Here is a 15,839-nt window from a genome sequence, read left to right on the forward strand (position 1 = left end):
GGGTTGGTGACGGATTGTGCGCTACTGACGGAAGTGCGCCGACCGGTGACCATAAGTGACTGCGCCATCCGCCGGGCCGCACGGTCTTCGCGTACTCCTGTGACCGATGCGGCGCTTGCGGCCCACCTGGCTACGGAGTGGTGCTAGGGCCCCCGCTAGGCTCCGGAACCATGGACGTTCTCACCCATCTCTTCGTCGGCCTGCACATCATCGGCATCGCCTCGCTCCTGGGTGGCTTCCTCACCCAGATGAAGCAGATGGGCCAGGGCACGGCCCGCTTCAACCCCGCGATGCTGCACGGCGCGCTGACCATGCTCGTCACCGGCGTGGTCCTCGTGGGCCTGAACCAGGCGGACGACAATCCGGTCAACAACCTCAAGATCGGCATCAAGATGGCCGTGCTGATCGTGATCCTCGCGCTGGTCTACGTGAAGCGGGACGAGGAGAAGGTGGACAAGGGGATGTTCGGCGCAGTCGGGCTGCTGACCGTCGCGAACATCTTCATCGCCGTGCTGTGGACCTGACCCGGACCTCACTGACCCGAACCTCACGAAAACTGCCCTCCACGCGCGCGTGGAGGGCAGTTTTCGTGTGACGGGTTATGCGGGACGCACCACGCTGTGGATCGGCATGTAGTAGATCGACTCGACGCGGACGTTCGCGCCCGGCTTCGGGGCGTGGATCATCTTGCCGTCGCCGATGTAGATCCCTACGTGGCTGATGTCGTCATAGAAGAAGACCAGGTCGCCCGGCTTCGCGTCGGCCGTCTTCACGGTCGTTCCGACCTTCACCTGGTCCCAGGTCGTGCGCGGCAGGGAGATCCCGGCGGCCTTCCAGGCGTCCTGGGTGAGCCCGGAGCAGTCGTAGGAGTCGGGGCCGGTGGCGCCCCACACGTACGGCTTGCCGATCTGCGCCTCCGCGAAGTTGATGACCTTCGCGGCCTTCGTCGCGTAACCGCTGTCCGTCCCCCCGGAGCCCGTGCCGGAGCCCGTCCCGGTGTCGGAGCCAGTGCCCGAGCCGGGGGTCTCCTTGTTCTCCTCGCGCTCCTTGGCCGCGGCCTCTTCCGCCGCCTTGCGCTTGGCCTCCGCCTCGGCCTCCTGCTTGCGCGCCAGCTCGGCGGCCTTGCGCTTGGCCTCGTCTTCCTTCTTCTTCTCGATCGCCGCGAGCCGCGCCTTCTCCTCGGCCGTCAGCTCCGAGAGCATCGTGCGCGCCTGGCCCAGCTTCTTCTGGACCGACTGCTTGCTCGTCCTGAGGTCGTCGCGTGAGTTGTCCAGCGTCTCCAGGCTCTTGGCGGCCTTCGTACGCTGCTTCGTCGCCGAGGCCTGCTCCGTCTGGTACTCGTCGACCGCCTTCTTCTGGCGTGCGGTCAGCCGGTCCGACAGGTGGTTCTGGTCGAAGTACCCCTGCGGGTCATCGGCGAGCAGCATCGTGGCGGTCTCGGAGGCGCCTCCGGTGCGGTACTGAGCGGCGGCGAACGTACCGAGCTCCTGACGGGCCTCGTTCAGCTTGTCTGTGCGCTTGGCCACATCGTCGAGAAGGGTGTCGACCTTCTTGCGCTGCTTTTCGGTGCGCTCCTTGGCCGAGTTGTACTTCTGGGTGGCGACGCCCGCCTGGTGGTAGAGGTCGTCGACCTTCTTCTGGACTTCTTCGAGGCTGGGTTTCTGCGGCGCGGAGGGCGCCGCTTGCGCGCTCTGCGACAGGAGTGCCACGGAGGTGAGGGCTGCCGTCGTGATGCCGAGGGCGGGGGTGGCGCGTAGGCCGGCCATGCGGGTCCGCGGCTTGCGGTGCGACGCCAAGGGAGGCGACTCCTTCCGTATACCGCCTACCGGGTTAGCTGTCGGGTTCGGGCGGGTGGTTCGGAAGGTTGCCCTACAGTCCCGTACTTCGTACGGGACCGATTCACCCCAAAATCTTGGTGGGTCCCCGGCTCCGAGTAGATCGAACTCGGCGGAGGCCGCCCGTTCCCGGCGGGGTTCGCCGGTGGAAGTACGAGCAGCCCGCGGAGCACGCTAGCCAACTCGTGTGCTCCGTGTGAAGGTTGATGTTCGATATGCCCGATACGTTTTCGTTACTTTACGAAGCTCTTGACGCGGGCACGCCGTGCCGTTGCGGAACGTGACCGTCCGCGGGCGGGGCGTAGGCGGATGAGGTGGCCGGAACCCGGAGCGGGTTGTCAGTGGGGCCGCCTAGACTCGGGAGGCGATGAGCAGCCTCTTTGATGACAGCTTCCTGGCGGACCTCAAGCCCTCGCGGGCCTCGGAGGAAGAGCCCCCGCCGCCCGAGGACAGTGCTCCGGAACCCATTCCGGATGATCTGTTCGGCGGGAAGTTCGACGCGCCCGTACCCCGGGACGCGCACTACCGCGACGGCGCCCCGCGCCCCGTCATCGACCCGGCGGCCCTGCTGGACGGCCTGAACGAGAACCAGCGCGCGGCCGTCGTGCACGCGGACGCCCCGCTGCTCATCGTCGCGGGCGCCGGCTCCGGCAAGACCAGGGTCCTGACGCACCGCATCGCGTATCTCCTGGCCGAGCGGCACGTGCACCCGGGGCAGATCCTGGCGATCACGTTCACGAACAAGGCCGCGGGCGAGATGAAGGAGCGCGTCGAGCAGCTCGTCGGGCCGCGGGCCAACGCGATGTGGGTGTCGACCTTCCACAGCGCGTGCGTGCGCATACTGCGCCGTGAGTCGAAGACGATCGGCTTCACCTCCTCCTTCTCGATCTACGACGCCGCCGACTCCAAACGGCTGATGGCGCTGGTCTGCCGTGACCTGGACATCGACCCGAAGAAGTTCCCGCCGAAGTCCTTCAGTGCCAAGGTCTCGAACCTGAAGAACGAGCTGATCGACGAGGAGACCTTCGCCGGCCAGGCCTCGGACGGCTTCGAGAAGACGCTCGCCCAGGCGTACGCGATGTACCAGTCGCGGCTGCGCGAGGCGAACGCCCTCGACTTCGACGACCTGATCATGACGACGGTCAACATGTTCCGCGCGTTCCCGGACGTCGCCGCCCACTACCGCCGTCGCTTCCGGCACGTGATGGTCGACGAGTACCAGGACACCAACCACGCTCAGTACGCCCTTGTGCGCGAGCTGGTGGGCCCCTCCGGAGGCGAGGGTGACGACCCCGCCGAGCTGTGTGTCGTCGGTGACGCGGACCAGTCGATCTACGCCTTCCGTGGCGCCACGATCCGCAACATCCTCCAGTTCGAGGAGGACTACCCGAACGCGACGACGATCCTCCTGGAGCAGAACTACCGCTCCACGCAGACGATCCTGACCGCGGCCAACGCCGTCATCGAGCGCAACGAAAGCCGCCGCCCCAAGAACCTGTGGACCAACGCGGGCGCGGGCGCGGGCATCACCGGCTATGTCGCCGACACCGAGCACGACGAGGCGCAGTTCGTCGCCGACGAGATCGACCGGCTCACCGACGCGGGCGACGCGAAGGCGGGCGACGTCGCGATCTTCTACCGGACGAACGCGCAGTCCCGTGTCTTCGAAGAGATCTTCATCCGCGTCGGTCTGCCCTACAAGGTCGTCGGCGGCGTCCGCTTCTACGAGCGCAAGGAGGTCCGGGACGTCCTCGCGTATCTGCGCGTGCTCGCCAACCCGGAGGACTCCGTCCCGCTGCGGCGCATCCTCAACGTACCGAAGAGGGGCATCGGCGACCGCGCGGAGGCCATGATCGACGCGCTCTCGCAGCGCGAGAAGATCTCCTTCCCGCAGGCCCTGAAGCGGGTCGACGAGGCGTACGGGATGGCGGCCCGCTCTGCGAACGCCGTCAAGCGCTTCAACACGCTGATGGAGGAGCTGCGGACCATCGTCGAGTCCGGCGCGGGCCCTGCCGTCGTCCTGGAGGCCGTGCTCGAACGGACGGGCTATCTCGCCGAGTTGCAGGCCTCGACCGACCCGCAGGACGAGACGCGCATCGAGAACCTCCAGGAACTCGCCGCCGTGGCCCTGGAGTTCGAGCAGGACAGCAGTGCTGCGGAAGGTACAGCGGAAGCCGAGACCGCGGGGGAGCCCGAGGGCGGAGAGGGCGCGGGTGCCGGCGCGGGGGTGTCGGGCACGCTGTCCGAGTTCCTGGAGCGGGTCGCCCTTGTCGCCGACTCGGACCAGATCCCGGACGAGGAGGACGACGGCTCCGGAGTCATCACCTTGATGACCCTGCACACCGCCAAGGGCCTGGAGTTCCCCGTCGTCTTCCTGACCGGCATGGAGGACGGTGTCTTCCCGCACATGCGTTCCCTCGGCCAGGTCAAGGAGCTGGAGGAAGAGCGCCGCCTCGCGTACGTGGGCATCACGCGCGCGCGGGAGCGGCTGTATCTGACGCGGTCCTCGATGCGCAGCGCCTGGGGACAGCCTTCGTACAACCCGCCGTCGCGCTTCCTGGAGGAGATCCCGGACGCCCATCTGGACTGGAAGCGGAAGGGTTCCGCCGGCGCGCCGGCGTCCTCCGGGCCCGCGGCGGGAATCGCCTCCTCCTTGTCGTCGTCGCGCTCACGCACCGGGGGCGCGCAGGGCTTCGCCACGCGCCGTGCCTCGGAGAAGCCGGTGGTCGCACTGGCGATCGGAGACCGGGTCACGCACGACCAGTTCGGTCTCGGGACCGTGGTCGGAGTGAAGGGCACGGGCGCGAACGCCGAGGCGACGGTGGACTTCGGAGAGCCGAAGCCGAAGCGGCTGCTGCTGCGGTACGCGCCGGTGGAAAAGCTGTAACGCCGCGGGCGGCGGCCGGAGTTACGTCGGGTCGAGGTTGTGGCTGCGCAGCCACGGCAGCGGGTCGATCGCCGAGCCGCCGCCGGGGCGCACCTCGAAGTGCAGGTGCGGTCCGGTGGAGTTGCCGGAGTTCCCGGAGAAGGCGATGGGATCGCCGGCCTTCACGGGGCCGCTGGAGACCTTGTGCGTGGAGAGGTGGCAGTACCACGTCTCCGTGCCGTCCTTGGCGGTCACGATCGCCATGTTGCCGTAGGCGCTGTTCCACTTCGTGGAGACGGTGCCGTCGGTGGCGGCGAGCACCTCGGTGCCGTACGACACCGGGAAGTCGATCCCGGAGTGCGCGGACATCCAGTTGACGCCCGCCTGTCCGTAATAGGCGCTCAGCCCGTGCTGCTTGACCGGCAGCGCGAACTTGGGGCGCAGACGCTCCTTGCGCGCGGCTTCCTCGGCGGCCTTCTTCTGGGCGGCCACCTTCTCCGCCTTGAGGTCGATGCGCTCCTGGGTGCGGCTCGCGCGGTCGGCGAAGTCACCCGCGTCCGCGGAGAGGTTCGCCAGCTGGGTGTCGAGCTTGTTGTTGACGGCGGAGGGCTTCACCGACGTGGGGTCGGGGGCCGACGCCTGCGTCTCCTTGCCCTCGTCACTCCCGAGGCTGCCTACGGAGGCGGCGGCGATACCGGCGACGCCCATCACACACGCGGAGGGCACCGCGATGGTGAAGAGGGCGGAGCGCTTGGCGGGGGAGCGGCGGCGGGCGCGCGAGCGGGAGCCGTGCGCACGGTCCATGACCGGCGGCTCGTCGTCACCGGCGGCGCTGTGGTGGCTGGGCTCGACCGGGCCGAGTGTGTCGGAGGCTGCCTGGTGAGAGGCGAACTCGTGCTCGGTGGGGGCCGGTTCGGCATAGGGATCGGGGGAGTGCGGCCCGGAGGGGTGGGACTCGGAGGCATAGGACCCGGTGTCGTAAGGCGAATGCCCGTACGTTTCCGGCGCCTCATACGAGTCTGGTGTCTCCGGCATGCCGGGCGTGTCCTGGGCCTCGTACGACCCGTGCGCCTCGGAAGTCCCGTACGCCTCATGCGTTTCAGGGGTGCCGTAGGCCTCATGTGCCTCGGGGGCCGCGTACGCCATGTCCTGGCCGCCGGAGTTCCACGCGGTCGCGTCGTACGCGCCGGTGTCGAAGGCCTGGGTCTCCCACTGGCCGGTCTGCTGCGGCTGGTCCCACGTGGAGGTGTCCCTCCCCCAGACCCCGTCCGGGGGGACCCCCACGGTGGTGTCGGGGCCAGCCTGCGCCGGGATGTCGGCGGAGAGGTGCTGATAGCCGCCGGTCGACCACATGGCGCCGGTTTCGTAGCCGCCGGTCTCGTAACCACTGGTGTCGTACGCGGCTTGGTGCTGCGCGGCGTACGGGTCGTAGTTGAGCGTCTGCTGCGTGCCCGTGGTGGACCACTGGCCGGTGTCGTGGGAGCTGCCGGGCATGTCGCCGAAGAGCGGGTCGGACGCGAAACTTCCGGTGTCCGGACCTGCCGCCGCGTAACTACCGGTGGTTTCGAAGGCGGTTGAGTAGCCGTCGTACCCGGTGTAAGCGCCGTGCTGGGTGCTCTGCTGGTCATACGCCGCGTAGGGCGCGTAGTCGGCGGGTGCCGAGGCCGGGGGTGTTGAGGTCCCCGACGGGGGTCGGTCGTTCACCAACTTCTCTTTCGCCTCGACAGCAGGGGCAGAGCAGTGCGGTGACTGTACCCGGCGGTACGCGGGCGCGACAATCTTCGTCAGGTTTCACGGTCTCAGGAAACGGGCATTCGGCCGCCTTTCGGCGGACTGTGGGCACAGCTTTGGCCCTGCGTTCGAGATACGTTCGACTGATTTCCGCTGACGGGGGGCGCGGGAACGCGCCGGAACGTGCGGGGAGCCTCTGCTCAGGCCACGGTCAGTCCGTTCACCGCACCCGTCTCGGGCACCCCCGCAGCAGGCACGTCGAGGGCGTGGCGGATGCCGGCGGCGACCGCGGGGTGCACGGGCAGCGCGAGGTGGCCGATACCGGAGACGCGTACGTTCTGGGCGATCAGGTCGGGGTGGTTGACGCACGCCGTCTTAAGGGGGGCCATCAACTGGTCGAGGTCACTCCAGAAGCTCACGAAACGGGTGCGGCAGCCCGGTGCGGGCTCGCGCAGCTCCTCGATCACGTCCGAGCCGGGGCGCATCTGGCGCACGATCGGGTGCGCGTCGGCCAGCGGCACGACCCGCGTTCCCTCATGTGGGGTACCGAGGGTGACCAGTGTGCGGACGCGTACGTCGCCGCCCAGACGCTGGGCGTAGTAGCGGGCTATCAGGCCGCCGAGGCTGTGCCCGACGATGTCGACCTGGTCATGGCCCGTGCGCTCACAGATCTCCTCTATATGGCGGCCGAGCAGCTCGGCGGCAGTGCGGATGTCGCAGGTGAGGGGGGAGTAGTTGAGGGACTCCACGGGCCGGCCGCCGTGCTGGGCCAGGGAGCGGCGCAGGAGGACGAAGACCGAGCGGTTGTCGATGAAGCCGTGCAGGAGGACGACGGGCGGCCTGCTCTCCGCCGGGAGGCGGGGGGTGCCGGGCGGCGGCAGTTCGGCGGCGATCCTGCGTTCCTGGGCGATGCCCGAGGGGTAGAGGAGGAGGTGTCCGGCGAGAATCGCCACCTCCAGCGCGGTCGCTTTCAGCAGGGCCAGGGAGAGTCCCGCCAGTCTGGCGGGCAGCTGAAGGCAGGGCGGGTGAAAGGGCAGGACCCTCGTGATGGTCATGGTCGACCTCCCGGTCGGCACGCGGGAGGACGGCTCTGGCCCCCGTGTGCCCATAGTGGGGAGGCGTGACAGAGGTTGTACGGCGGCGCGTGGTCGGCGCCGGTGGCGCCCCGCATACCGGCGCGATCGCCGATGCGCCGCTCCGCCGTGCCGTGCGGCTGACGGCGCGGTGGCGCGGCCACCTCATAGCGGCTCCCCTTGCGCCGTCCCGGATACGGTCCGTTTACCGCCGGATACGGGAGTGGCGCGCAGCGAACGTGTCCCATCGTGTGATTTCCCCCTCGCTCTCCACCGTGAAACTGCCGGGTGCGAGATGCTGGGGATAACGTTCGTTCACTTCCCCTGCCGGTGCGGCACGGGGTGCCAGTGCTTGGACAGATGGATATCGGTACATGGAGGCAGTGATGGGTGTGGCAGCCGGTCCGATCCGCGTGGTGGTCGCCAAGCCGGGGCTCGACGGTCATGATCGCGGAGCCAAGGTGATCGCGAGGGCACTGCGTGACGCCGGTATGGAGGTCATCTACACCGGCCTGCATCAGACGCCCGAGCAGGTGGTCGACACCGCGATCCAGGAGGACGCCGACGCGATCGGCCTGTCCATCCTCTCCGGCGCGCACAACACGCTCTTCGCGCGCGTGATCGAGCTCCTCAAGGAGCGCGACGCGGAGGACATCAAGGTCTTTGGCGGCGGCATCATCCCCGAAGCGGACATCGCGCCGCTCAAGGAGAAGGGCGTCGCGGAGATCTTCACCCCCGGGGCGACGACTGCCTCGATCGTGGACTGGGTACGGGCGAATGTCCGGCAGACGGCGGGGGCCTGAGAGGGTTCGCAGGTCGGTGAGGGGCGCGGGGGTTGGTGTGTGCCTCCGGGGCTTGGCGGGGGCGGGTGTGTGCGTCCGGGGTTCGGCAGGGGTGCGTGAATGACTGCGGGTTTCGGCCGGGGTGGCTGAGCGGCTCGGGGGCTTCGCCGGGGGCGGAGGGAGTTCTCCGCGGCTCGGCGGGGGGAGCTTCTTGCCTCTGTGTTTCGGCGAGGGCGGCGGGCCGGCTTCGCTCGTCGGCGGGGGTGTCCGGCTGCCTCGGCGGCTGCGGGGGCGTGTCCGGCTGCCTCAGCTCGTCCGTGAGGGTGCCTACGATGGCGGCACCCCCGTATCTTCCGGCGCCGAGCCCGGTTTCCCTGGCTCCGCGCCCAGCTCCGCCCGCATCGCCGCGCGCAGACGCAACGTACTGACCAGGCGCTGGAAAGCCTCCGACCAGTAGCCGCCCGCTCCGGGGGAGGCGTCCTCCGGCTCGTCCGGGACCGCGGTCAGCAAGTCGAGGCGGACCGCCTCAGCCGGGTCCAGACAGCGCTCGGCCAGGCCCATCACCCCGCTGAAGCTCCAGGGGTAACTCCCCGCGTCCCGCGCGATGTTCAGCGCGTCCACCACCGCCCGCCCCAGCGGTTCCGACCACGGCAGTGCACACACGCCGAGCAGCTGGAACGCCTCCGAGAGGCCGTGCGCAGCGATGAACCCCGCGACCCAGTCGGCCCGCTCCCCGGCAGGCAACGCGGCCAGGAGCTTCGCACGTTCGGCGAGCGACGCCGCGCCGGGCCCCGCGGCGCCGGGGGACGCGGGCGCGCCGAGGAGTGCCCGGGACCAGACCGCGTCGCGTTGTCGCACGGCCGCGCGGCACCATGCGGCGTGCAGCTCGCTCTGCCAGTCGTCGGCCACCGGCAGCGCCACGATCTCGGCCGGGGTCCGGCCGCCGAGCCGCTCCGGCCACGTGCCGAGCGGGGTCGCCTCCACCAACTGACCCAGCCACCAGGAGCGTTCGCCCCGGCCGGTGGGTGGCTTCGGGGTGACGCCGTCGCGCTCCATGCCGGCGTCGCACTCGTGCGGCGCCTCGACCGTGAGCATCGGCGTGCTCTTCGTGCCGTTCGCATGGTCGATGGCCACACATGAGGCCGCCCGGTCCGCCATCCGTGCGGCGAGGGCGGATGAGGGGAGGGCGGAGAGGAGTTCGGCCGCCGTGGCGCGGACGTTGCGGCTGCGGTCGGTGAGCGCCTGCTCCAGGAGCGGCTCGTCTTCATCGCACAGGTGGGTGCGCAGGGAGTCGAGGAACATCAGGCGGTCCTCCGCCCGCTCCGTGCCCCAGGTGCTGACGAGCAGCTCCCGCGCCGCGGCCGGGTCATGGGAGCGCACCGCGCCGAGCAGCGCGACACGTTCAGCGAACAAACCCTCCTCCCAGAGTCGTTGGACCTGCCCCGTCTCTTCAGGTGCGGGCAGGGCCACGCCGCCACCGGGGGTGGAGCGGAGCGCGAACTTCCAGTCGGGGTTGAGCCGTGCGAGCCACAGGGCCCGCGGGCCCGCGAAGACGAGGGCCTGCGGCCGCAGATCCGTGCGCCCACGGGCCGCGTTCAGCAGCGCGGGAAGCAGCTCGGGGGGTGCGGCGAAGCCTCTGTCGTTGGCCAGCGCCAGCCACTGGGGCAGCAGCTCCATCAGGTCGGGCACCGCGCCACGGCGTCCGCCGCTGCTCGCCCCGGGGTGCTCGGTGAGAAGCGTGGCGAGCCTGCGCCGTGCGGTGGGCGGCACCAGAGGCCTCGGGTCGTCCGCCGCCGGTTCGGGCCGGGCGGCGGCGGGTGCGGGGCGCAGTCCTGCTCTGCGCCGGACGGTCTGCACGGCAGCCGCGTCCAGCAGGGCGGTGGGTGCGTCTCTGCCCGTCGTACTCACGGGGGGTGTGCGGCGGTCGGTGCCGAGGAGCGCGGCGGTGACCAGGTCTTCCCACGGGGTGACGGTGGCTTCGGCGAGTGCGGTGGTGCCGGTCATGTGGTCTCCTCTCTCGGGCCTTTCGCGGCTTTCGGGGCTTGCGTGTGTCTGCGGTGCTGTCCTGAGCCAGGGCCCCCGGGCCACACGGGCCACGGTCAGCACAGGGCCACCGCCTCCCCCGCTCCGCGCGGCCAGGCCGTCAGAGGAGTGAAACCCTGGTGGCCACACTCGCCGAAGACCGTCACCGGAGCGCCTCCGGAGAGTGCGACCAGCCGCCACAGTCCCGGCCGGGAAGCCGCGGAAGGGGTGATGGGCAGGGCCGCGGAACCATCCGCGTCCGCCAGTTGCCAGCCGTCGGTGTCGGGAGTCGCGTCGGGCGTCGGTATGACTTCGCTGAGTGTCACCGGCCAGGAATCCAGCCAGGGGTCTTCCCGCAGCACTCCTCCGTAGCGGCTCGCGGCCTCCTCTGTCCGTATGCCTGGCGGCCGGGACGTCGCGGGTGCGGGAGCGCCGAACTGTTCCCCCAGGTCGGCCCTGAGCTGCCCGGCGCCCGGGTACGCGGTCAGCTCGGCGTCGAGTGCCAGGCCGACCGGCAGCGCGAGCGCGGGTGCGCGGCCCGCGGCTCCGTACGACAGAAGCAGCGCCGTCCGCCCCGACTCCGCGCCGTGCAGCCAGATCCGGCGGGTGGTGAGCTTGCTGTCCGCCATGTCGTACTGCGCGAGCACCAGCCAGCGGTCCCGCACCGCCGGCCCCTCCGCCCGCGTGGGCAGGCCCATGCGGGAGCGGACCGTGGCCGCCAGGGCATCCGGCAGTTGCTCACGGTGCAGCCAGCCCTGGTCGAGGAGGTGGAGGAGCGCGCACTCCTCCAGCATCCGCACCGGCCAGCCGGGCCCGGAGGAGGGAATGGTCCCCAACTCCCGCACACGCGCGGCAAGACCGGGCGCCTGCGCGTCGACCATGCGGGCCGCGGTCTCTTCCCACAGCCCGTACCCCGTCTGTTCGGCGGAGGCTATGCCGCCGCGCAGCAGATCCGCGAGGCGCTGTTCGAGCTCCGTCGCCCCCGCCGTGACGCGCTCGGCGCGCCGCTCGGCCCTGCGGCGCACGGCCTCGGGATCAGCGGGTGGTGAGGCTGGTGCGGCGTCCGAAGTCCCCTTCGCATCCGCTCTCTTGCGGCGCCCCGCCAGCCACTCGTCCGCCCAGTCCGGCGGCTGCCGTTGCCCGTCTGGCACCGCGCCATCCGCTGTCGCCCAGAGCAGCAACAGCCCGAGTGCGTGCTTGCACGGGAACTTGCGGCTCGGGCAACTGCATTTGTACGCCGGGCCCGCCGCGCCCGTGGCATCCGCGATGTCGACGACCGTCTGATACGGCTTGCTGCCACTTCCCTTGCACAGTCCCCATACCGTCCCCTCGCCCGAACTGCCTGCCTCCGACCAAGGGCCGGCGACGCCGAGTCTGCTTCCCGCCTTGCGTGACGGCACGTCAGGCGCCAGTGCGAGCACCTGATCCGTCGTCCAGCGCACCCCCTGCTGAGTCATGTCATCGAAGGTAGATCCCGGCACTGACAATCGGCGCTGGTCTCGATGTCTGTGCAGGTCAGCGACGTGCGAGGGTCGATTGTCAGTGGCGTGGTGCACGGTTGGAATCACATCCGGGCCAGATGCGTCCGGACGAGTTGGAGGGGGATCGCTCCATGACCGTGTCCGTCGACTCGACGACCGATAACCAACCTGCGTCCGAACCTGCTGAGTCCGCTGCGTCCGCTGGATTGGCGTCCGTTTCCGCAGCCTCGCCCGCGGGGGAGCCGGAGGTGCTGCGGCCGCACGCCGAGGGCGCCTTCGCTGCCGAACTGGCCGCGCTCGCCGCGCAGGACGACCGGCCGAGGCCCGCCCGCTGGCGGCTCTCGCCGTGGGCCGTCGCGACATATCTGCTCGGTGGCACGCTGCCCGACGGGACAGTGATCTCGCCGAAATACGTGGGGCCGCGCCGACTCGTCGAGGTGGCCGTCACCACCCTCGCCACCGACCGTGCCCTGCTGCTGCTCGGCGTGCCCGGCACCGCGAAGACGTGGGTGTCGGAGCATCTGGCGGCCGCAGTCAGCGGAGATTCGACGCTGCTCGTGCAGGGCACGGCGGGGACGCCGGAGGAGGCGATCCGGTACGGCTGGAACTACGCGCAGCTGCTCGCGCACGGCCCCAGCCGCGACGCGCTCGTGCCCAGCCCTGTCATGCGGGCCATGGCGGACGGAATGACTGCGCGGATCGAGGAGCTGACCCGTATCCCCGCCGACGTACAGGACACGCTGATCACGATCCTGTCGGAGAAGACCCTTCCCATACCGGAGCTGGGCCAGGAGGTGCAGGCCGTACGCGGCTTCAACCTCATCGCCACGGCCAACAACCGCGACCGCGGGGTCAACGACCTGTCGAGCGCGCTGCGCCGCCGCTTCAACACGGTGGTCCTTCCGCTGCCGGAGAGCGCCGACGCCGAGGTCGACATCGTCTCGCGCCGCGTCGACCAGATCGGGCGCTCGCTCGACCTTCCCGCCGGGCCCGAGGGAATCGACGAGATACGCCGTGTCGTCACCGTTTTCCGTGAGCTGCGGGACGGAGTCACGTCCGACGGTCGTACGAAGGTGAAGTCGCCGAGCGGCACGCTCTCGACGGCCGAGGCGATATCCGTCGTCACCAACGGCCTTGCGCTGGCCGCCCACTTCGGGGACGGCGTACTGCGCCCCGGTGATGTCGCCGCGGGCATCCTCGGCGCGGTCGTCCGTGACCCGGCTGCGGACCGGGTGATCTGGCAGGAGTACTTGGAGGCGGTGGTCCGTGAGCGTGACGGCTGGAAGGACTTCTACCGCGCTTGCCGTGAGGTGAGTGCGTGACGGTGGCCGGTGCGGGTGAGGGCGAGAGGGGGCGGACATGAGCGATGAGGTGCGGGGAGAAACACAGCCGGGCGAAGGGCCGTTGCTGCTCGGGGTGCGGCATCACGGGCCGGGGTCGGCGCGTGCGGTGCGGGCCGCGCTCGATCAGGGCGCGCCGCGCGTGGTCCTGATCGAGGGGCCGCCGGAGGCCGACGCACTGGTGCCGCTGGCCGCGGACGAGGGGATGCGGCCGCCGGTCGCGCTGCTGGCGCATGTGGTGGACGAACCGGGCCGTTCGGCGTTCTGGCCGCTGGCCGAATTCTCGCCGGAGTGGGTGGCGATCAAGTGGGCCGCGGCGGCCGGAGTCCCGGTCCGGTTCATGGATCTTCCGGCGGCGCATGCGCTGGCGCGGGCGGAGGAGGCGCCGGGCGAATCCGGGGCTTCGGGGGACACGGACGCGGACGATACGGAGGCGGAGGACACGGAGGCGGGGGACACGGAGGCTGTACGTATTGACCCGCTCGCCGTGCTCGCCGAGACCGCTGGGTACGACGATCCGGAGCGGTGGTGGGAGGACGTCGTCGAGCACCGGGCTGCGGGCGCGGACGCGTTCGCGCCGTTCGAGACGCTCGGCGACGCCATGGGGGTGCTGCGCGAGGAGTACGGGAGCGGCGGGCACGACCGTGACCTGGTGCGCGAGGCGTACATGCGCATTCAAGTGCGTGCGGCCCAGCGGGAGTTCGGGGGCGGGGGTGTTGCGGTCGTGTGCGGGGCCTGGCATGTGCCCGCGCTGCGGCAGAAGGTGACCGTGGCGGCCGACCGGGCGCTGCTCAAGGGCCTGCCCAAGGTGAAGGTCGACATGACCTGGGTGCCCTGGACGCACCGCCGCCTCTCCCGGGCCAGCGGATACGGCGCGGGGATCGCGTCGCCCGGCTGGTACGGGCATCTGTTCAGCGCGCCCGACCGGCCCGTCGAGCGCTGGCTGACCAAGGTCGCGCGGCTCCTGCGGGACGAGGACAGGCTCGTGTCGTCCGCGCATGTCATCGAGGCGGTGCGGCTCGCGGACACCCTCGCCGCCATGCGGGGGCGTCCGCTGCCGGGGCTCACCGAGATGACGGACGCGATCCGGGCGGTGATGTGCGAGGGGTCCGACGTGCCGCTGTCCCTGGTGCACGACAAGCTCGTCGTCGGGGACGTCCTGGGGGAGGTGCCGGATTCGGCGCCGGCGGTGCCGTTGCAGCGTGACCTCACCCGGCTCCAGAGGAAACTCCGGCTCAAACCGGAGGCGCTGGAGCGGGAGTTGGAGCTCGACCTGCGCAAGGAGACGGACGCGGCGCGCAGCCGACTGCTGCACCGGCTGCGGCTGCTGGGGATCGGCTGGGGCGAGCCCGCTCAGTCTCGGGGGAGTACGGGTACGTTCCGCGAGACCTGGCGACTGCGGTGGGAGCCGGAGCTTTCCGTGCGAGTGGCGGAGGCGGGGGTGTGGGGGACCACGGTGCTTGCCGCGGCCACCGCCAAGGTGGAGGCGGACGCCATCGGGGCGGGGGCGCTCGCCGACGTGACCGCGCTGGCCGAGCGGTGTCTGCTGGCCGAACTGCCGGACGCGTTGCCCGTGGTGATGCGGGTCCTCGCGGACCGGGCGGCGCTGGACGTGGACGTGGGGCACTTGGCGCAGGCGTTGCCCGCGTTGGTGCGGTCCCTTCGGTACGGGGATGTGCGGGGGACGGACACGGTGGCCCTCGGGGAGGTGGCCGTGGGCCTCGCCGAGCGGATCTTCGTCGGGCTGCCCCCGGCCTGCGCCGGACTTGATCAGGACGCGGCGCTGGAGATGCGGGGGCATGTCGACGCGGTGCACCTGGCGGTGGGCTTGCTGGGGGAGCTGGGGGAGCTGGGGGAGCTGGGCGAGGGGGACGCGGAGGCGCCTCGGGCGGCGGGGCGGTCCGGTATGCGGGCGCGGTGGCGAGCCGTGCTGCGGGTGCTGGGGGAGCGGGACAGTGTGGCCGGGGTGGTGCGGGGCCGGTGCGTGCGGCTCCTTACGGACGGCGGAGAGCTGGGCGAGGGGGAGGCCGCCAGGCTCATGGGCCTGGCCCTGTCCCGGGGGACCGAGCCGGCCGAAGCCGCGGCGTGGATAGAGGGGTTCGTCGGCGGGGGCTCCGGTGGCGGCATGCTGCTGGTGCACGACGAGCGGCTGCTTGGCCTGGTCGACGACTGGCTGAGCGGAGTGCCGGACGGCGCCTTCACCGACGTACTGCCGCTGCTGCGGCGCACCTTCTCGGCGTACGAACCAGGGGTGCGGCGGACGCTGGGCGAGCTGGTGCGGCGGGGGCCGGCGGGCAGCGGAGACAGCACGTTGACGGCCGCGGGGGCGATACCCGGTTTCTCGCCGGAGCTGGACGGCGCGCGTGCGGATTCGGTGCTGCCGGTGGTGGGGCTGTTACTCGGGATCGGGGCGGGGGCCGGGAGCGGGGCTGGGGCTGGGGCGGATGACATTGGGGGCGACGCGGGCGGTGACGACAGGGCTGGAAGTGCGGGAAGTGCCGGAAGTCCAGGTGGCGGTAACGACCTTGTGGGGGCGGGCTGATGGGGCAGGACCGAGTGCGGGGCGTGGTGTGGAGCGGTGGGGTGGGAGTGGCGTCGGGCGGGGGGTCCGAGGAGAAGCAGGGCGGGTGGCAGGGGCAGGTAGTGGGAGAGGCGCGAGTGGGCTTGGAAGGTGGGGCTTTGGGCGGGGCGGAAAGCGGCGACGTGGCG

Annotated in this window: 10 protein-coding genes and 1 riboswitch; of the genes, 5 read left to right on the forward strand and 5 right to left on the reverse strand. The window is 70.9% G+C overall.

Annotated elements, in window-relative coordinates:
• Positions 1–170 precede the first annotated feature (170 nt).
• Positions 171–524, forward strand: a complete 354-nt coding sequence (locus tag ACGFX9_RS20100) for a hypothetical protein (protein WP_365862628.1) — start codon at positions 171–173, stop codon at positions 522–524.
• 75 nt (positions 525–599) lie between these two features.
• Here the strand turns inward: ACGFX9_RS20100 and ACGFX9_RS20105 are convergent, their stop codons facing one another.
• Complete coding sequence (locus ACGFX9_RS20105; protein WP_393473310.1) at positions 600–1,796, reverse strand: NlpC/P60 family protein; 1,197 nt, start codon at positions 1,794–1,796, stop codon at positions 600–602.
• A 7-nt stretch (positions 1,797–1,803) separates the two neighbouring features.
• Positions 1,804–1,960: riboswitch (cyclic di-AMP (ydaO/yuaA leader) on the reverse strand.
• A gap of 242 nt (positions 1,961–2,202) precedes the next feature.
• Here ACGFX9_RS20105 and pcrA point away from each other — a divergent pair.
• Positions 2,203–4,722: a DNA helicase PcrA gene (pcrA, locus tag ACGFX9_RS20110; protein ID WP_393473313.1), complete on the forward strand. Its 2,520-nt coding sequence runs from the start codon at positions 2,203–2,205 to the stop codon at positions 4,720–4,722.
• A gap of 21 nt (positions 4,723–4,743) precedes the next feature.
• On the opposite strand, the gene ACGFX9_RS20115 is transcribed toward pcrA, so the two are convergent.
• A complete protein-coding gene (locus ACGFX9_RS20115) occupies positions 4,744–6,405 on the reverse strand; it encodes a peptidoglycan DD-metalloendopeptidase family protein (protein ID WP_393473315.1) in 1,662 nt (553 codons plus the stop codon).
• A 227-nt stretch (positions 6,406–6,632) separates the two neighbouring features.
• Complete coding sequence (locus ACGFX9_RS20120; protein ID WP_393473318.1) at positions 6,633–7,487, reverse strand: lipase family alpha/beta hydrolase; 855 nt, start codon at positions 7,485–7,487, stop codon at positions 6,633–6,635.
• A 404-nt stretch (positions 7,488–7,891) separates the two neighbouring features.
• On the opposite strand from ACGFX9_RS20120, the gene ACGFX9_RS20125 reads away from it, so the two are divergent.
• Complete coding sequence (locus tag ACGFX9_RS20125) at positions 7,892–8,308, forward strand: cobalamin B12-binding domain-containing protein (RefSeq protein WP_393473320.1); 417 nt, start codon at positions 7,892–7,894, stop codon at positions 8,306–8,308.
• A gap of 306 nt (positions 8,309–8,614) precedes the next feature.
• On the opposite strand, the gene ACGFX9_RS20130 is transcribed toward ACGFX9_RS20125, so the two are convergent.
• On the reverse strand, positions 8,615–10,291 hold the full coding sequence (locus ACGFX9_RS20130; RefSeq protein ID WP_393473323.1) for a DUF5691 domain-containing protein: 1,677 nt from the start codon (positions 10,289–10,291) through the stop codon (positions 8,615–8,617).
• 95 nt (positions 10,292–10,386) lie between these two features.
• A complete protein-coding gene (locus ACGFX9_RS20135) occupies positions 10,387–11,766 on the reverse strand; it encodes an SWIM zinc finger family protein (protein ID WP_393473326.1) in 1,380 nt (459 codons plus the stop codon).
• Positions 11,767–11,921: 155 nt separating this feature from the next.
• Here ACGFX9_RS20135 and ACGFX9_RS20140 point away from each other — a divergent pair, with 155 nt between their 5' ends.
• Both ACGFX9_RS20140 and ACGFX9_RS20145 read left to right on the forward strand, forming a co-directional pair.
• Entirely contained in the window at positions 11,922–13,112 is a 1,191-nt protein-coding gene (locus ACGFX9_RS20140) for an AAA family ATPase (protein ID WP_393473329.1), read from the forward strand.
• Positions 13,113–13,149: 37 nt separating this feature from the next.
• Positions 13,150–15,672: a DUF5682 family protein gene (locus ACGFX9_RS20145; RefSeq protein ID WP_393473332.1), complete on the forward strand. Its 2,523-nt coding sequence runs from the start codon at positions 13,150–13,152 to the stop codon at positions 15,670–15,672.
• The last annotated feature ends 167 nt before the right edge of the window (positions 15,673–15,839 follow it).

It is taken from the genome of Streptomyces sp. NPDC048436 (assembly GCF_043200355.1).
In the GTDB taxonomy this organism is placed as follows: Bacteria; Actinomycetota; Actinomycetes; order Streptomycetales; family Streptomycetaceae; genus Streptomyces.